This window comes from Desulfobacterales bacterium (genome assembly GCA_034003325.1).
Taxonomy (GTDB): domain Bacteria; phylum Desulfobacterota; class Desulfobacteria; order Desulfobacterales; family JAFDDL01; genus JAVEYW01.
This window is the reverse complement of sequence record JAVEYW010000004.1, coordinates 248,716-266,613: the sequence shown is the minus strand read 5'-3', so window position 1 is coordinate 266,613 and position 17,898 is coordinate 248,716. Positions and strand designations below refer to the sequence as shown.

The window sequence follows — 17,898 nt, the reverse complement described above, 5'->3', positions numbered from 1 at the left end:
ACGTTAATCATGATACAGTTGGTTCAGCGCGACCGCTTGTCCTTAACATCCGTGTGGAGTTAATGATTGCGGCGAGGGCTACCCCCATGTCGGCAAAGACAGCCTCCCACATCGATGCCAGGCCTATCACCCCAAGGGCCACGAACACGACTTTTATCGAAAGCGCCATCACGATGTTCTGCCAGATGATGATTCGGGTCTGGCGGGCGATTTGAACCGCCTCTGCCATTTTTAGCGGAGAATCGGTCATGAGCACCACATCGGCCGTCTCGATCGCAGCATCCGTGCCGAGGGCACCCATGGCAACCCCGACATCGGCCCTGGCAAGGACGGGGGCATCGTTGATTCCATCACCGACGAACGCAACTTTCCCGCCATGATTGGCGGTCGATTGTATTTCCTCCAGCAAACGCACCTTGTCTTCCGGGAGGAGTTCCGCATGGAACGCATCCACCCCCAAGGCCCTGGCAACCGATTCCGCCGTGCAGCGATTGTCGCCGGTGAGCATTTCAATGCGCTCGATCCCGATGCTTCGCAATTGCGCAATGGCCTGCCTCGCATCGGCCTTGATCGAATCTCCGATCACAATATACCCGGCGTACTCGCCGTCAATGACAACATGCGCGGCGGTGCTTTCGAGTGCGCAGCCATGATGGACGATCTGCTGATGATGCATCCAGCCGTCGCTCCCGACTAGTATCTCGTGCCCGCCCACCAGAGCGCGAACTCCCCTTCCGGGCAATTCGACATGTTCGACGATCGATGCGCCATCCAGCTTCAGCCCCATTTCGGCGCCTTTGGCGATAATCGATTTGGCGATCGGATGATTGGAATGCATTTCGGCAAGCGCTGCGAATTCCATCAGCTGTTGTTTTTCAAAGCCGTTCACGGGCACGATGGTTTGTACCGCAAAGTCGCCTCGGGTCAGGGTGCCCGTTTTGTCAAAGACAACCGTTTTGACCGCTGCAAGCGCGTCCAGGAAGTTAGACCCCTTGACCAGTATGCCTTGTCGCGAGGCCCTGCCGACGCCACCGAAATATCCCAGGGGAATGCTGATTACGAGCGCACAGGGGCAGGAAATTACCAACACCACCAATGCGCGATAAATCCAGGTCTTGAAATTCGCCTCAGCCATTATCAAGGGAGGCAGCACCGCGATACCGGCGGCGGCACCCACCACGATCGGCGTGTACCACCGCGCGAACCGGGTGATGAATTTTTCCGTTGCCGCTTTCCGGGCAGAAGCATTTTCAACCAGGTCAAGGATCTTGGCAATCGAGGATTCATTGAAAGGCTTGGTCACTCTCAGCTTCAAGGCTCCCGCCAAGTTGATCATTCCCGCCATCAGGCTATCGCCAATTCGGGCGCTCAGCGGAACGGATTCACCCGTCAAGGCCGATGCATCCAAACTGGATTGCCCCATCACCACCTCACCATCGAGCGGCACCTTTTCTCCGGGTTTGACCAAAATAATTTCCCCGACCCGCACCTGTTCCGGCGGCACCTGGCGAAGGCCTTCGTCCGTCTCCAAATTCGCGTGGTCGGGTTTTGAAGCAAGAAGCGCATGAATCGAGCGGCGCGAGCGCGCTACCGCCAGATTTTGCAGAAGCTCCCCCGTCTTAAAAAATATCATTACGGCCACGGCTTCCGAGAGGCTGTGAATGGCGATCGCGCCGCCCGTTGCAACCACCATCAAGACATTTTCATCGAAAAAATCACCTCTGCGAAAGGTTCTGAAAGCGTTGACATAGATGTTGGTGCCGGCAAGAAAGTATGCGATCAGCGCGATGCCATAATCCAACACCAGCCAACCGGATGCGTGGAAGCGTTCTTCAAAAACCGCATGCACACCTAAAAGGATCAGTGCCGCGATAATAATGCCGGCCGCCCTTCTTGTTCCGAATACGTCCGCTTGGCTTTGGGCTTTTTCAGCGTGGGGGGCGGCGGAAAGAATTTCAACCGTCGGCTCGATTCGCTTGATTTCAGCGCGCACCCGTTCAACATCGAGGGCCTCCAGATGAAGGCGCAGGTTGGCAAAATCCAGCACGGCGTAAGACACGCCCGGCAGTTTCTTGATCGCGGTTTCAAGTTTTAACCCACAAGACGCGCAATCCAGCCCCGTGATATGGTATACAGTTGCCATGGCGATTCCCCGGTGGTTCAAACAGGGTCATTAATGTGTTGCAAGCCCGTGTTGAGCACTGCACGAATATGATCGTCATCCAGGGCATAATAAATGACTTTACCGTCCCGGCGGGTTTTGACGATACGCATTTGACGCAGGCTTTTAAGATGCTGGGATATGGCGGGTTGCTTCATCTTGAGCAGCATGCTCAGGTCGCAGACGCACATCTCGGACTGACTCAGCGCACAGATAATGCCGACCCGGGTCTTGTCGGAAAAGAGCTTAAAGAACCCGGCAAGACTGTCCAGCGCCGCCTCCGAGGGCATCTGTTCCGATACCTTCCGAACCGTGATGGGGTGCAGGATATTGCACGAAGGCGGTTCATCCGTGGATTGGGAATATTTAGCCGGCCGCATCTATCGACTCCTTTCTATAGGTTATCATATGCGCAGATTATAATATGTAATGGCTGGGTGTCAAGGCCTTCAAGGGGTTGGCGCACGGTGAATTTGTTCTAACCCGTGTTGGGGCAGAGCGATATCACCCGCGGCAATAACAGTCGAGACGATGGGCTGGGCCTACTGCCCCATAGTGGGCTGCATAATCCAGCCCGGGGTTGCGGCGTATGCCGCTACCCTGGGAAAGCGAGATGCCAACCCATTTATAAACAACCCTGAAGGGGTTGTGTCAAGGCATTAGGACGGCATTAGGAAGGACGATTTCCATGGGATTGACACAACCCCTTCGGGGCATGGGTATGAGACTGGAAGCATACATAATATACGGAATTTTATTACGATTTATATCAGAACAAAACAATCGTGGGGGTCAGCGGAATGAGCCTTTCGTATAATTTATTTGAGCCGAGATTGGCGTTCGGGTCAGCCCCTTTCCTCAATCCGGCGAAGTTTCATTCGGTGATGAGTTTAACGGCATGTCCAGCTTTTTCATTCGAAAGTAGAGGGTGGATCTGTTCATTCCGAGGATGTCGGCCGCTCCCCCCGGCCCCCCGATTCGCCCCTCGGTTTTTTTCAGCACATGTCCGATATAGCGGCGTTGCAGTTCCTGCATGGATGGCAGATCGGTAATGGAAAACGATTGCGGGTCCACCGGTGTTGCCGATAGCTGCAATTCCAAGTGGCTGCCGTTGGACAGCAGCGCGCCCCGCTCGATCACATTTTTCAGTTCCCGGACGTTTCCGGGCCAGGGATACGCAAGCAATGCCGACACATTTTTGGGCGAGATGGGGAACTGGGGGCGGTTGAGACGTTTGCAATAGATTCCGAGAAAATGCCGCGCCATCAGAATAATGTCCTCTTTCCTTTCCCGAAGGGGCGGAATTTGGAGGGGAAGGACATTCAGGCGGTAAAAAAGATCTTCACGAAATCGACCGGCTTGTACTTCTTTTGCAAGGTTTCGATTGGTGGCGGCAATCAACCGGAAATCACACCGGTGAACCCGGCTGCCCCCGACGCGGGTGAACGTTTTTTCCTCCAGAACCCTCAGCAGTTTCGCCTGTATTGAAAGCGGCAGTTCCCCCACCTCGTCCAGGAACAGGGTTCCGCCGTTGGCAAGCTCAACCCGGCCGGCTTTTTGACGGGAAGCGCCGGTGAACGCCCCTTTTTCATGCCCGAAAAGCTCACTTTCCAAGAGGTTTTCAGCGATGGTGGTCGAATCGATGATGACATAGGGCCCATTGTGCCGCGGGCTGTGTTTATGAATCCAGCGGGCCATAATTTCTTTGCCCGCGCCGGTCTCACCCTGAATCAGTATGGGGGACTCCGAATCGGCAATGCGCTGCGCCTTTTTCAGTAAATCCCCAATGGCCCGGCTTTCGCCGATAATTTTTTCTTTCAGCGTATTTTCCGTTTCGATCTCTTTCTCTGAGGCTTGACGGGTTTTTCTTTGGGCTGAATGGCAATACTCCCAGATTTGACGGCAGAGGGTTTCAAGATGGGTTTTAAGCAGTTCCAGCGCATGATCATCCAAAAAATCAAAGCTGTCCATCAGCAACGAGTTGTCGTGGTACAAGATACCCCTGCGTTCATTTCCCAAGTCGATCGGCAAACAAAGTGCCGTCACGGTATCGATGCGTTTGTTCTGCTTCCCCGGTGGGGATGGGCGGGTGAGAATGGCGCGATTGGTACGAAATGCGTCGGAAATCAGTTGAATATGCGGCTTGAAGGTGTTCGAAGTGATTTCCAATTCAGTGAGATTGACAGCAGTGAGCAATTCTAACTGCTCTCTTGGCGCATTCTGTTTTACCAGGAAAAAACCACCCCGCTCGGCGCTGAAAAAGCGATTGGTGGTTGCGACCAGGCGACCGAGAATGACTTTCAGATCCGAAGCAGGGACCAGCTTTTCAAGCACTTCGGAAAAGCGGTTGAAGACGACTTCCGCGGATAAAAAACTTTTAAGAAACGGACCCTTGGATCCGGTGTCAATCAGATGTTGCAGGTCATCGGGAAAAAGGCGTTCGGCATAGGCGGGTAGACTTTGCCAGGCCTTTCGGGCATACCCCGCTGCTTTTTTACGATTTCCCTTGGTCAGTTCAAGGCGGGCCAGCTCCAGCCGTGTTTTTGCCGTTTGCACCACGCTGCCGGAATGGGTGAGGAATTTGAGGCTGTCCTCCAGATACGCCTGTATGGTTTCAATAGATTCTCCATTGACGATCGCGCGCTTCGCCAAAAGTCGCATGAGAACCCCTTTAAGAGAACTATTGATGTCCTGTTTGACTCGTTCGGCGGTGGTATCGAAACTAAAATCATGGGGCAGGGATACATTTTGCCGTTCAAAATCAAAAAGCATTTCAAGCACCCACGGATAAGCGGCATAGGCGCGAATAATGTTGGCATGGGCGGCCTCACTCAATGCCCTTACGAATAAATCCCTGGCTTCCGTCAGATTCCCTTTTAAATAATGATAATAAGATTTGAATAGTCTGACACCGTAAAGGGCCAGCGCATTTTTCTGCTTCTTGGCCTCTTCATTGGCGACGGATAGATGGTACAGGGCCTCCTTGTCCTTGTGGAATGTCAGCAGCATGTACCCCAGAACGGCTCGCAGGGTGGTCGAAACGTTCGGCTGCTTTTTTTGGATGGCAATGCGATGAAATATATCCAGCAAGTCGATGGCGCGGTTGAATTGGCCCAAAGCCAGGGCGGTCAGGCTGAAAAACACCGGCGCGAACGGGTTGATGGTGTCGCTTTCCGTATATCTACCCCATTCCGAGGCTCTCTCATAGTGAATCAACGCCTGCTTGTAGTTTCCCTGCATGAAGTAAAAAAGGCCGACAAATTCGGCCGATTGGAATAAAATATCTTCATCGCCCAGTTCCTCGACCATCTGTTTGCCGTCCGAAAGCGCCTTCAGCGCCTCCGTATTCATATTGGATAGATAATACAGCCGCCCCAAGTGAAGGAGAATAATGGCATGGGAGCGTCTGTCTCCCAAATTGTCTGAAACGACAAGCAGTTTTTGTAACAGCGGCAGCACTTCTGCGAAGCCTTTACCCATTGCGATGCACTGGTCGGAAACCGTCAGGGTCCGGTCGATCAGCCGTTTTTCGGTTTCCAGCGGTTTTGGTTTTCGAAGATGGGCTTCGACGACCTGAATCAAGTTCATGATCGCGGTTTCCATATCCACGTCATGAATCGCGGTTTCCGCCAGATCCAGTTGAATGGCAGCCGCATCTTCATGCCGTTTTGCCTTGATCAGAAGATTGACAATATCGGTTGGATTTAGTCGGGAAAGCAACCCGTCTTTCCTTAACTGGTCGAAAATCTCAGAGATTCGTTCCGGCGAATTGATGGATTGCAGGGTTTTTAAAACGCCGGGGGGCAGGTTTGCGGTGAGCTGCAAAATATCCCCGTTGGTTTTTTTCATAAAACCGAGGTGTTCCGAGCGAAGAAGGAGGTCGAACAACGGTCCGGGCATCAAAGGGGCCAAAGTGCCGAGAATGTCAATCGGCAAGGGCGTGTTAAATGCTTGCAGCGTGGCTAAAAATTCCCACTGCGCTTGCGAAAACTGAGGATCCTCCGGTATCATTATTGCTCCCGCGTTTGTGACTGAAGATCAAAAAATGTGTCAATATGCAACCACCCAAATCAAATAGGGCGGCAACGAGGGGTTGCGTCCCTTTTTCCATCGGCCGATTCGTGGTGAAAAGGCGAATCGCCTCAGCGGGCGAGATGGTTCCAATTGACATGGCAGCTTAAAAAAAATAATAAAATATGAGTGATGCAAAATGACTGGGCGATTAACTTTCAAATACCGCGTATTTTATAATACGGACAGGGGGCCTTGTCAAAGGGTGTTTGCATTTAAACGGTAGCATGGCGGTGGGTTGACATAATGCGTTTTTGCTGGTGTTGCCGAGGAACGGTAGTAATGAAAAAAAATCAAAGAATACAAAAAGTTATTTCCATGCGAATGGTGATGGCATGTGATTTGCTTTTAATCTATGGATACAAAGGCGTGTGATCTACACCTGAAAAGATCGGCCGCGGACATTGAATCCTTGCGGGCTTGTCTTGTTAAAGCATAACGGCAGGATCAAACGGCGGCATGAGATCAACGTGCTGTGGCGGTAATGGAATCGGACAAGGGATTAACGCAACGAAGCCTCGAAGGAGAGTAACATGCCCGGGATGGACAAGCTGTCACAGCTTTTGTTGGAACGGCCCATCGCGATAAGTGGGATGAAACGAAAGGGCATAAAGGTCGTTGCTACCAATGTGGGAGATTATGTTCCTCACGAGCTGATCCATGCCGCCGGGGCGGTGCCGGTTTGCCAGATTCACGGCGGTGATCCCGAACCGGTGGAAGCCGCTCACGCCGTTGTCGTCCGGTTTCAATGTGCCTTTGCCCGCGCGCAAATGGGGTATCGGCTTTTGAGGGATCAGGCTTATTATGAGCTGACCGATCTGTTGATCGTTGCAACGACCTGTCAGCATATGCGAAAATTCGCCGACCTATGGGAGTATCATACCGGTGTTGAGACTTGGCGATTGGGGCTTCCGCAGGAGTTTCAGACCGACAGGGCTATGGCCTATTATATCGATTCCCTGCGAAGAATGAAGGAAAAGCTCGAACAAGTGACCGGCAATGAGATTACGGATGAGAAGCTTGCGGAATCCATCGGTATTTATAACCGGCTTCGGACGCTTCTGAAAAGAATAAGTCTGATGCGGCAATCTTCTTTTTCGCTGATAAGCGCCCTTGACTTTATAAAACTCAATCATGCCAGCTTTCTCTTGGATCCGGTTGTCATGGGGGAACTGCTGACTTCCCTATGCGAGACACTGGAAAACGGACGGAAAGTGCCGATTAACGGCAAGCAGCGGTTGCTGTTGCTTACCCCCAATATTGCGCTCGGAGACTATAAGCTATTTGGTCTGGTCGAAGAGGCCGGCGGTGAAATCGTGATTGAGGAAGTCGGCGAGGGAGTCAGGGCCTATTGGGAAAATGTGGGCGTAAATGGCGCTGATTTACTGGAATCGTTGGCTTTCAAATACCTCAGGCAGCGGTGCCCCGCCTGTTTTATGAGATCCGCCATGAAAACCCGGCTGGCGAACGTGGTCCGGTTGGCGGAAGATTTCGCCGTGAAAGGGGTCCTCTGGTACCAGTTAACGTTGTGCGAAACCTTTGATATTGAATTTGCCTATTTCGCTGAGCGGTTTAAGGAAAAAGGGTTGCCGGTATTGAAGCTTGACTCCGATTATGACGCATCGGATCGGGGGCGAATGAAGACACGCATCAGTGCTTTTATGGAAAGCCTTGAAAGGCGGTCGGCATGAGAGAGCTTCTTGCCCTGTGCGGTTATGAAAAAAAAGAGATTGAAAACCAACTGCCCCGCATTCAAAAGGCATTCCATAAACTCAATATTACCGATCGTGATATTGCCGGCGCAAAGCAGCGCCTGACGGAATATTTTGAGGTGAATCTTTCGGGATTTCGAAAGCTGTTGGGCGTTTATATGCGAGAACTGATCAATTTCATGCTGGCGGTCGAGGAAAAGGGAAAGCGTGTTTACAATACCCTCCCGTCCCTTTCTTCAGCCCTCGGTTCGGCGGCTGCGTTGGCCGATGACGGCATCTATGCGGGTTTCCCAAGTATTCTGCTGTTGATGGTATACCACGGACTATTTGAAAAGATGGCCCCGGTATGGGAAGCGGCGGAAAAGACGGTTTTGACGCCTGCGGGGGCTCACTGCGGTTGCAATCGGTGCAAAGCTGGCGGGCATCTTCTTAATTTGATACCCGTACCCGATCTTCAACTGTCTTGGGGAATCTGCTGCGATGAAGCCGCAAAGGTGGATGAGTATTTAAGTGAGGTATATGATGTGCCCATCGTCACCGTCAACCGGATCATGGATGAAAACGCGGATGAGCAATTTCTGTTTCCGGACAGGTCGGTCGGGTATCTGGCCGAGGAATTGAGAAAGGCCATGGATCGCATTTCGGAGGTCATCGGAAAGAAGGTGACGGAAGAGATGCTTTGGCAATGTCTCCTCGAAGGCCGAAAATATATGCAGACAATCGAGCGGATTATGAGGCTTGTTGTCGAAGCCGATCCGGTGCCGGTCAGTATAACGACGATGTGGTATGTCTTCATGATGTATTTGTGCGGCCCGAGCAGGGAAAACGTGGCGCGGCTTCAGGACGCCGTGGATACCATCCTTCGGGAAACCAAAGAGCGGGTTGAGCGCGGAGAAGGGTATTATGAAAAAGGAGCCCCGCGCGTTACCATGTTTTTCCCCTCGTTTGTTGACCCCGCGATTGCCCGGTTTATTAAGGAGGTGGGGCTGGCCATGCCGATCGTCGAGCTGGATTGGTTTCCGGGCGGCGCGTTGATGCCGGATTTGGGAGAAACTTTACAACCGGATCCTTATCATATCATTGCAAAGGGAATGTTCAGCGTACCGCTCATCGGTTCTTTGAAACAGAGGGCGGCACACTTTACGGCGGCCATCCGGAATTACCATATCGATGGCGTGCTGGGACTGTTTCCATACGCTTGTCGCCCCATCGCAGGCGATGCGTTGGCGCTTAAGGACGCCATCCGGAAAGAGATGGATATCCCCGTGATCGTATTGGAAGGGGATGTATATGATGATCGGAGGTATCCGGTGGAAGTGATTCGAACACGCATCGAATCCTTTGCCGAGATGTGCAAAATCTATCGGATGAGCAGGGAAGAAAATGCGGCATGACGCCGGGGTTGGAATTGGTTCACCGCCGGACCGGTGGTCCGGGAAGTATTTGAAAGGAGTTTTTGATTATGGCGCAGGTTATTGCCGATCGCAGGGATATTGATTTTGTGCTGCATGAGCAGCTTGAGGTGGAGAATTTGAGCAAGCATCCGCTGTTTGCGGATTTTGATAAAGAGACGGTGGACATGATCGTCTCAACGGCCAGAGATCTGGCCCTTCGGTATATTCATCCGACCCTTAAAATTGGAGACGAAATCGGGTGTAAGTATGAGAACAATAAGGTCATTACGCCGGATGAATTTAAAACCGCCTGGCAGGCGATGAAAGAAGGAGACTGGTTCGCCATCGACCGGCCGAGAGAAGCCGGCGGACAGGGAATGCCGTGCACGGTCGCTGCGGCGGCCAGAACCTATATGATCGGCGCCAACATGGGGTTGATGTTTCCCGTGCATCTGATTCACGGCCCCGGCATGCTGATCGAGCTGTTCGGTACCGAAGAACAAAAAGCCCTGTATCTTCATAACCTTTACACCGGCACATGGGGATGCACCATGATGTTGACGGAGCCGGATTCCGGTTCGGATTTGTCGCACCTCAAAACGACCGCGACCCGAAATCCGGACGGAACTTTCAACATCACCGGCAACAAAATTTTCACCAGTTGCGGAGACCAGGATCTGACGGAAAACATTATTCACCTGGTGTTGGGCAGAATTAAGGGCGCTGCGCCGGGTGCAGGCGGTATCTCGCTTTTTCTCGTGCCCAAATTTCGCATCAACCCGGACGGCAGTCTCGGAGAAAGAAATGATGTTTACTGCACTGGAATAGAAAACAAGATGGGCCATCACAGCACCCCCAGTTGCTCCATGACGCTCGGCGGCAGAGGCGCGTGCATCGGCACCTTGCTCGGGCCGGAAAACACCGGGTTGTCCAGCATGTTTGTCATGATGAATAAATTCAGGCATATCGTCGGTATTCAGGGGATGTCGGTGGCATCCTCGGCCTATCTTTACGCGCTGGCGCATGCAAGAAACCGAATTCAGGGCGCCCGGCTGGGGGACCCCGAAATGACGCCCATTCCCATTATCAATCATCCGGATATCCGGCGCATGCTGATGACCATGAAGATGATCACTGAGGGTACGCGCAGCATGCTGTACTATATCGCCAATGTTGAAGATAAAAGAGATACGGCGGAAACCCCCCGGGAAAGAGAGATCTATGACAATGTGCTCAATTTTCTCATTCCGGTCGCCAAAAGCTATGTGACGGACCGGGCGGTTGAAATCTGCAACCTCGGCATGCAGATTTTCGGCGGATACGGGTATATCAAGGAGTATCCGACGGAACAGCTCGTTCGGGATGTGAAGATTCTGACCATCTACGAAGGAACCAACGGGGTTCAGTCCATGGATCTGATGGGACGGAAGCTGATGATCAAGGGGGGGCGGCTTTTCAGAGATTTTCTCGGCGAGGTTCGAAAGAGCCTGGAATCGTTTAAGGATGTTCCGGATATTCGCGCATTTGTTCAAGCGATGGAAGCCGCGGTGGACAAACTCGAAGCGGTGGGAGAGCACTTGACCCGGACCGTCAAAGGGGGGGATCTTGAAAACGCCTATCTCTACGCCTGCCCGTTCATGGATGTGGTTGGAGATATCATGGTGGCATGGATGCTTCTCTGGCGGGCGGTGGTCGCCAAACGCAAGTTTGCCACGGGTGAGCCGATACCGGATCCTGATTTTTATACCGGACAGATTCACACAGCCGAAACATGCATGCGAACCATGCTGCCGGTCACGTCGGCCCGCATGGCGGTAATTTTAGATTCCTGTAACGCACCAATGGAGATTACGGACGAAGCTTTCGGCGGTAGATAGGGCACAAATGAAAATTTGTCGTTAATCGTCGAATCGACTTGCTTCGGTTTTGACAGCGAGCAAAGACCATCAAATGAAAAGAACAGATTAAGATTTAACCGGTTGATTTACTGATTTGCTAAACAGAATGTCCGTGGGGAGTTCGGGCCCAACACCTTCTCGGGTATGTTGCCAAAAAGTCAGTGTTCAACTGCGGCGGAGAGCTGCGCGCCGATTATTCACCATCAGTCGATGCGGCCGTATTGCGCGAAGCATTTGTATCAATCTCGGGTGGCGCGTCGGTTCTTATTGAAGTTAACAGTCAGGCTTTGGTTACACAGGGAGGACAGTATGAGCATGGGAGAAAAATCAGGTGCCGGGAAGTTAAGTGCGCTCGAAGAGTTGACGACGCTTCCGCTTCGATCGGAGAACCCCTATATCCGCAACTGGAAGGATGCGGGGGGCAAGGTGTTCGGGTATACCTGCAGTTATGTGCCGGAAGAGGTTCTTGCGGCGTTGGAAGGCCCGTCCAGAATTCTGCCGATCCGGTTGGGGGGCCGGGGGGCTCAGACAACGGAGGATGCAGATATTCACATGCACAAATTCCTGTGCAGTTACAGCCGGTCTCTCATCCAACTGGGGATGAAAGGACAGTACGGGTTTTTGGACGGGGTGGTCGTCACGAGCGGTTGTGAGACGATGAGAAGAACGCACGGACTGTGGAAGGATGTCGTGGGAATTCCTTTTGTGTCTTTGATATCGGTGCCGCACGCCACCAAGGGAGAAAACCGGGTGAAGTGGTATCGAGAAGAGATTGACCACCTTGAGTCCGATGTCTGTGAGGCATATGCCCTTCGGTTTTCGGAGGAGTCTCTTCGCAAGACGATAAAGACCTACAATGAGTATAGACGGCTCATGCACGAGTTATACGATCTGCGCAAGCTGGATCAACCGAAGGTGACCGGTTCGGAAGTCTTCAACATCATTCAGGCGGGGTTTTCGATGCCCAAGAACCTATTCAATGAAAAGCTTAAAGAAGCCATCGCGGAGCTTAAAGCGCGGCCCGTCATCAATAACACCGGGGCGCGGATTATGCTCGGCGGTAGTGATATGGGGGACCCCTATCTTATCGACCTTATCGAGAGTCTCGGCGCTACAGTGGTAACCGACTCGCTTTGTGCGGGAAGAAAGTACATAGACAAGATGGTGGATGAGGGCATTGACCCGATGGCTGCCATTATGGACCGGTATTTCACTCACATGCCCTGCCCACGGATGCTTGAAGCAACGGCGGAGCGGCTCGAGTTCGTGAAGAAGATGGCGCTTGAAGCCAGAGTAGACGGTGTCATCTTTCAGAAACTGGCGTTTTGCGACAATTATGCGGGCGAGAATCTCATGCATCGAAAGGCGCTTGAGGCGGACGGCATTCCCGTCATGGAAATGGAATTGGAATATATTCCCGCGGACAAGGGCCGGTTTAAAACTCGAATTCAGGCCTTTCTGGAAAAGATCGGCAAATAAGGGGCAAGCCTTTGCCGCAGGCTAAGGCAAGGACCACCATCAACCGAAAGAAAGAAAAGCGAAAGGGATTGGAATATGGAAGAGAATGCCGTTATGAAGTATGATTACATGGCCCGAATGTCCAGGGCCTGCGATATGTTTGTGTGGGGCATTGACAGCGGGGCCACCACAATAGAGGAACTGGATATTCCGGCGCTGCTGGCCAAAGGAACCGACTACCATGCCTCCCTGCTTCCCAAGGTTCATCCGGAACTTATCGTGGCCCTTTTGAAGCCGAAAAACAGCCAGGGGATTAAGACCTTTTCCATCGCCTTGAGAGACTATATAGAGGATCTGGGCCGTCGCATCGAGCAGGAACAGCCGCTCATAGGGGTTTTCCCGACCCTGCCGCTGGAGCTTTTTTATGGGCTGGATGTTGCAGCCCTTTTGCCGGAACTTTTTTCTCTCGTCATAGCCGCCACGTATAAAACGGGGGTGGAAGAAGAGCTGGACGCCAGCGAGATCGAAGGGTTACCCGGCCATGTATGCGCGTTTCAGAAGGCGCCCCTCATGGCCTTTCAAAAGGGATTATTTCCCAAGCCCATGATGTTCGTTAAAACGACCGCGCCTTGTGATTCGAGCAATATTACCATGCAGTATACGGCGCACCAGCTCGGTGTTCCGCTTTACGGCATCGATTCTCCCTATTACAGCAACCGGCGCGCTTTTAAATACTTTGTGGATGAGATTCATCGAATGATCGAAACGATCGAAAAAGCCACCGGACACACGATGGACGAAGACCGGTTGCGGCAACGGGTGGAATGGACCAATGCGTACATGTCCAATCTATATAAGTTGTTTGAATTGCGGAAAAACCGCCCGATTCCGGATCCCGGCATGCACCGGCTCTTGGACCTGGCCGCGCTGATGATGGGCGGCTGCAGCGAGAACCTGCCCAAGTATTCCGAGGTAACCTATAACGAGGCGCTGGAAAGACAACAAAAGGGAATTTCCTTTTTGCCGGAAGGGAAAAAAGAGATTCGAACCCTGTGGACCGGCTCCATGTTTCCGTATGCCCTCTACCTCGGTGACTGGGTGGAAGATATGTACGGCAGCACCTATGCCGGCTGCGGCTTGACAAATTTGCCCAAGGATGTTCTTGGGGTGATCAATACATCGAGTGTGGAATCGATGATCGAGGGTCTAGCCTGGCGAACCTTCAACTTTCCGATGCATCGAACGGTCATGAGCCATACCGACGTGTATCTGAACGATATGCTGACCGTCGCCAAGGAGATTGGCGCGGACGCGGCGATTTATGCGGGCAACATGGGATGCAAGCACTCCTGGACGATGCCCAAGCTGCTCAGCGACGCCTTTGGGGAAGAGCTGAATATCCCCACCATGACGATGGAAGTGGACTGGGTGGACGGTCGCTTCACACCGCGCGATATCGTGTTGAGCCAACTGTCGGAGTTTTTCGGAACCCTTGCATAACCAAGGAGGATTGGCATGATTTTAGGATGTGATATCGGCACCGGGTATACCAAAGCGGTACTTATGGAAGAAGGTAAGGTGTTGTTTGCGGCCAAAACACCGACCCAGGCCCATCCGGACGGCGCGTTGGCGCGCGTTTTGTCCGAGTTACGACAAGAGGGGGGGGACAAGGTCGATTCAGCGGATCAATTGGTGATCACCGGATGGGGGCAGGGGAAAGTGTCCCGGCCCCATCGGGGCGAGCCCCTGATAAAGTGCATGGGCAGAGCGGGCGTTTGGGCGGAGCCGACCTGCCGGACCATGCTGTGCTTGGGCACGCAGCAAAGCTACGCGTTAACCGTCAACCATGCTGGAAGGGTGCTTCAATACCGCGTGAACGATAAATGCGCCTCCGGCGCCGGCAAGTTTTTGGAAGTTATTTGTGAAGCCCTGGAATGCACAGTTCAGGATACGGCCGGTATTGCCAAAACCGCGGACCGGCAGGTGAATATGAGCAGCCAGTGTGCGGTGTTTGCGGAAAGTGAGGTGGTGAGCCTGGTCAATGACGGCGAATCGGTGGCCAACATTCTGGACTCCATTCTTCGCGCCCTGACCCAGAACATCGTCACGCTTTGCAAGCGGGTTAAACTGGAAGAAACCGTCGTCATCGCAGGCGGTTTGGCCAATAACGAACGCATTGTCGCGTTGCTTCGAGAAGCGTTTCCGGTGCGGACGCAGGTGTTTGGAACCGAGCCGGATTATGTCGGTGCGATTGGTGCGGCGCTGAGTGTAAATGGAGGTGGGCTATGATATTTGCCGGTGTCGATGTAGGGTCCATGAGCGCCGAGGCGGTGCTCCTGGAAGATAATAAAATTTTGGCGCATTCGATTCTCGTGGTGAAACCCAACCCGGTTGAGTCGGCACGACTCGCTATGGAGATGGTGCTGACGGATACGGGTCTTAGCCTGGAAGATATCACCTTTTGCGTCAGCACGGGCTACGGGCGGGAGAAAATTCCGTTTGCCGGTCACAATTTATCCGAGATTTCCTGCCATGGGAAAGGGGCCTGGTGGGTCAACGCCGAGATCAGGACGATCATTGACATCGGCGGCCAGGACAGCAAGGTCATTCGCATCGACGGGTCGGGGGACCTGGTTGATTTCATCATGAACGACAAATGCGCGGCCGGGACGGGCCGGTTTCTGGAGGGAATCGCCAAAACCCTGGGAATGCATGTGTCAGAAATCGGCCCACTGGCTCTGGAAGGCGTTGATCCCGTCCCCATCAGCAGTATCTGCACTGTTTTTACACAATTTGACGTGATGGGATTTTTAGCGAGCGGGCGCAGCCGGGCGGACGTGTCGCTGGGGGTTGCCGGTGCGCTGGCCAGGCGGGCGCATCGCCTGGTTGGAAAGGTCGGCATTCTCAAAGAAGTTTGTTTGACCGGCGGCGTGGCCAAAAATCCGGCCGTTGTTCAGGAGCTTGAGAAAGTGATCGGCGTGCCGATTGTCGAGTTATCCGTTGACCCTCAAATCATCGGAGCGCTTGGAGCAGCCATATTTGCCGAGGAACGATACGCCAAAATGAACCCGGTCCGCTCTGCCGCGAAAGGATAGGCAGAAAATGAATACTAAAGGAGAAATCCAGGTCATAGCCGGTAAAGGCGGTGTCGGAAAAACTTCCATATCCGCCATTTTCACCAAGCTGCTGTTGAGGGAAAAGGAAAAACTGCTGATCATCGATGCCGATCCGATGGTCAATCTGGGGTATGCGCTGGGAGAGATACCGGAGCGAACCATCGGGGATTATCGTGAGAAGATCATTTCGAGCAATGCCGAACGAAAGGATCTCATCAGCCGTCCGATAAAGACCATCATTCGAGAGATCATCAAAAGCAGTGACAGGGGCTACGATCTACTGGCGATGGGGCGGGCCGAAGGCAAGGGATGCTTCTGCGGGGTCAACGACATGCTCCGATACGGGATTCAGGCCTTGTCAAAAGAGTACGATATGACGCTGATCGATTGTGAAGCGGGCGTGGAGCAGGTCAATCGCAGGGCCGTGCATCGAATCGACAAGCTGATTCTCGTCACCGACACCTCCCGAAGGGGCTTTGCGACCCTGGCGCAGGTTCGGGATATCGCGACGAAGTATAATGAGGATGCCCCCTTGATTGATTATGTGCTGGTCAATCGCATTCGAAGCGAAAAAGAGCGGGAGATGACAAGGGGGTATGCGGAAGATCTGGGGTTTGTCAACATCGGATTCGTGCCGGAAGATGACCATATTCTGGTGTGCAATACCAAGGGGCAACCCCTGATCGACCTTCCCGACGATTCACCCAGCGTTCTGGCCGTGCAGAATATTCTGAATGAGGTGGCGCATCTTTTTTTCACGGAAACCGCTTAGCCTCCTCCTTGCATAAGTAGCTCATGAGGGAGAGGGTTTCAGGCGGCGGTCGCTGTGGCGCCATGCCGGAAATTAAAGAGAACTCAACCTTGAAGGCGCTATGTCAATGCCGATGCAACTGCGGAGTTTTTTCAGTATCGGATTGGCAATAGAACGGGCTGTTGTCGCGCCTTTAGTCAAGACGCCATTGATCTGCTCAGGGTCTCGCAGCAGTGCTTCATACCGCTGCCGGCTTTTCCCGAACTTTGCCTCCAGCAGATCGGCTAATTCGGCTTTTATCTGGCTGTAAGCAGCCCCGCCGTTTATATAGCGCTCGCGCCATGCCGTAACCGCTTCGGGGGGGGCAAAATGCCTGAACATTCCGAACACATGGCACTCTTCCGGATTTTTGGGGTCATCCGGACGTTTCGAATCGGTTTTGATTTGCATGACCTGCTTTCGAATCGCTTGTTGAGAGGCAAATATTGGAATCGTGTTCCGGTAGGATTTACTCATTTTTCGACCGTCGATACCGGGGAAATTTATGTGGTTGTCTCGGATCAACGGTTCCGGCACGGTCAGGATATCGGCATGACGGTTGTTGATGACGGTGGCGATATCCCGAGCCATTTCAATGTGCTGTTTCTGATCCGCGCCGACGGGCACCACCTCGGCGCCGAACAACAGAATATCGGCCGCCATCAGCACCGGGTAGCTGTAAAGCCCCGCATTGATACCGTCGTCGGGATACCGGTTCTCGTTTGTATTTTTTTCCACGGCTGCTTTGTAGGCATGTGCGCGGTTGAGTATCCCCTTTGGCGTGAAACAGGCCAATATCCATTCGAATTCAAATAGTTCTGGAATGTCTGACTGTCTAAACAAGATTGCCTTGGCCGGATCAAGCCCCAATGCAAGCCATGTCGCCGCAATTTCGCGGGATTGCCGATTGAGTGCCTCCGGGTCCGGTGTAACGGTAAGGGCATGGTAATCTGCAACGAAATACAGTGCCCTGAATGACTGAGCCAGTTCGAGAGCCGGTTGAATCATACCGATATAATTACCTAAATGAGGGGATCCGGTCGGCTTCATGCCGGTAAGTGCTATTTTCATAAGCGTGCGTCTCTTTGTCCACAGGCGGTCGATCAAGCCGGAGTGAATCCTTTATCCTCACCATACGCGATTTCACGTCTATGCAGAAAAAAAATCTTACACCTTAAATCGTTGCAGGCTTACTGGATCAACCTGATTTTATAACATATACATAGATGAAGCGGTAAGGTGCTGAACCTTCCTGTACGTGCCGTATTCGGCTCGTTCGTCCTGAATAGGTTAAATTT

Annotated in this window: 12 protein-coding genes; 8 read left to right on the top strand and 4 right to left on the bottom strand. The window is 52.7% G+C overall.

Features of this window, described 5'->3' with window-relative positions; all coding sequences use genetic code 11:
* Positions 1 to 7: 7 nt before the first annotated feature.
* The 3 genes from RBT11_06060 to RBT11_06050 form a co-directional block, all read right to left on the bottom strand.
* Positions 8 to 2,143, bottom strand: a complete 2,136-nt coding sequence (locus RBT11_06060) for a heavy metal translocating P-type ATPase (GenBank protein MDX9786316.1) — start codon at positions 2,141 to 2,143, stop codon at positions 8 to 10.
* A 17-nt stretch (positions 2,144 to 2,160) separates the two neighbouring features.
* A complete protein-coding gene (locus RBT11_06055; GenBank protein ID MDX9786315.1) occupies positions 2,161 to 2,541 on the bottom strand; it encodes a metalloregulator ArsR/SmtB family transcription factor in 381 nt (126 codons plus the stop codon).
* 478 nt (positions 2,542 to 3,019) lie between these two features.
* Positions 3,020 to 6,172 carry a sigma-54 dependent transcriptional regulator gene (locus RBT11_06050; GenBank protein ID MDX9786314.1) on the bottom strand — a complete coding sequence of 1,051 codons (3,153 nt, stop codon included), beginning with the start codon at positions 6,170 to 6,172 and terminating at the stop codon, positions 3,020 to 3,022.
* A 593-nt stretch (positions 6,173 to 6,765) separates the two neighbouring features.
* Here RBT11_06050 and RBT11_06045 point away from each other — a divergent pair.
* From RBT11_06045 to RBT11_06010, 8 genes are all read left to right on the top strand, one after another.
* Positions 6,766 to 7,923 carry a 2-hydroxyacyl-CoA dehydratase family protein gene (locus RBT11_06045; protein MDX9786313.1) on the top strand — a complete coding sequence of 386 codons (1,158 nt, stop codon included), beginning with the start codon at positions 6,766 to 6,768 and terminating at the stop codon, positions 7,921 to 7,923.
* A complete protein-coding gene (locus RBT11_06040) occupies positions 7,920 to 9,338 on the top strand; it encodes a 2-hydroxyacyl-CoA dehydratase family protein (GenBank protein MDX9786312.1) in 1,419 nt (472 codons plus the stop codon). The genes RBT11_06045 and RBT11_06040 overlap by 4 nt, the downstream gene beginning before the upstream one ends.
* 68 nt (positions 9,339 to 9,406) lie before the next feature.
* Positions 9,407 to 11,215 (top strand): acyl-CoA dehydrogenase, encoded by a 1,809-nt coding sequence (locus RBT11_06035; protein MDX9786311.1) that lies wholly within the window; start codon positions 9,407 to 9,409, stop codon positions 11,213 to 11,215.
* 336 nt (positions 11,216 to 11,551) lie between these two features.
* Positions 11,552 to 12,715, top strand: a complete 1,164-nt coding sequence (locus RBT11_06030; protein ID MDX9786310.1) for a 2-hydroxyacyl-CoA dehydratase family protein — start codon at positions 11,552 to 11,554, stop codon at positions 12,713 to 12,715.
* Between the two features lie 93 nt (positions 12,716 to 12,808).
* The gene (locus tag RBT11_06025) at positions 12,809 to 14,194 is read left to right on the top strand and encodes a 2-hydroxyacyl-CoA dehydratase family protein (GenBank protein ID MDX9786309.1); all 1,386 of its coding nucleotides are present in this window, start codon (positions 12,809 to 12,811) and stop codon (positions 14,192 to 14,194) included.
* Between the two features lie 15 nt (positions 14,195 to 14,209).
* On the top strand, positions 14,210 to 14,983 hold the full coding sequence (locus RBT11_06020) for an acyl-CoA dehydratase activase (protein MDX9786308.1): 774 nt from the start codon (positions 14,210 to 14,212) through the stop codon (positions 14,981 to 14,983).
* Positions 14,980 to 15,789, top strand: a complete 810-nt coding sequence (locus RBT11_06015) for an acyl-CoA dehydratase activase (GenBank protein MDX9786307.1) — start codon at positions 14,980 to 14,982, stop codon at positions 15,787 to 15,789. Before RBT11_06020 ends, RBT11_06015 begins: the two co-directional genes overlap by 4 nt.
* Before the next feature lie 7 nt (positions 15,790 to 15,796).
* Positions 15,797 to 16,582, top strand: a complete 786-nt coding sequence (locus RBT11_06010) for an AAA family ATPase (protein ID MDX9786306.1) — start codon at positions 15,797 to 15,799, stop codon at positions 16,580 to 16,582.
* Between the two features lie 72 nt (positions 16,583 to 16,654).
* Here RBT11_06010 and trpS read toward each other — a convergent pair whose 3' ends face one another.
* On the bottom strand, positions 16,655 to 17,671 hold the full coding sequence (gene trpS / locus RBT11_06005; protein MDX9786305.1) for a tryptophan--tRNA ligase: 1,017 nt from the start codon (positions 17,669 to 17,671) through the stop codon (positions 16,655 to 16,657).
* Positions 17,672 to 17,898 lie beyond the last annotated feature (227 nt).

Excerpts from the sequence above, each read along its gene's own strand:
- RBT11_06060 (MDX9786316.1), bottom strand. The coding sequence starts at position 2,143 with ATGGCAACTGTATACCATATCACGGGGCTGGATTGCGCGTCTTGTGGG.
- RBT11_06055 (MDX9786315.1), bottom strand. The coding sequence starts at position 2,541 with ATGCGGCCGGCTAAATATTCCCAATCCACGGATGAACCGCCTTCGTGC.
- RBT11_06050 (MDX9786314.1), bottom strand. The coding sequence starts at position 6,172 with ATGATACCGGAGGATCCTCAGTTTTCGCAAGCGCAGTGGGAATTTTTA.
- RBT11_06045 (MDX9786313.1), top strand. The coding sequence starts at position 6,766 with ATGCCCGGGATGGACAAGCTGTCACAGCTTTTGTTGGAACGGCCCATC.
- RBT11_06040 (MDX9786312.1), top strand. The coding sequence starts at position 7,920 with ATGAGAGAGCTTCTTGCCCTGTGCGGTTATGAAAAAAAAGAGATTGAA.
- RBT11_06035 (MDX9786311.1), top strand. The coding sequence starts at position 9,407 with ATGGCGCAGGTTATTGCCGATCGCAGGGATATTGATTTTGTGCTGCAT.
- RBT11_06030 (MDX9786310.1), top strand. The coding sequence starts at position 11,552 with ATGGGAGAAAAATCAGGTGCCGGGAAGTTAAGTGCGCTCGAAGAGTTG.
- RBT11_06025 (MDX9786309.1), top strand. The coding sequence starts at position 12,809 with ATGAAGTATGATTACATGGCCCGAATGTCCAGGGCCTGCGATATGTTT.
- RBT11_06020 (MDX9786308.1), top strand. The coding sequence starts at position 14,210 with ATGATTTTAGGATGTGATATCGGCACCGGGTATACCAAAGCGGTACTT.
- RBT11_06015 (MDX9786307.1), top strand. The coding sequence starts at position 14,980 with ATGATATTTGCCGGTGTCGATGTAGGGTCCATGAGCGCCGAGGCGGTG.
- RBT11_06010 (MDX9786306.1), top strand. The coding sequence starts at position 15,797 with ATGAATACTAAAGGAGAAATCCAGGTCATAGCCGGTAAAGGCGGTGTC.
- trpS (MDX9786305.1), bottom strand. The coding sequence starts at position 17,671 with ATGAAAATAGCACTTACCGGCATGAAGCCGACCGGATCCCCTCATTTA.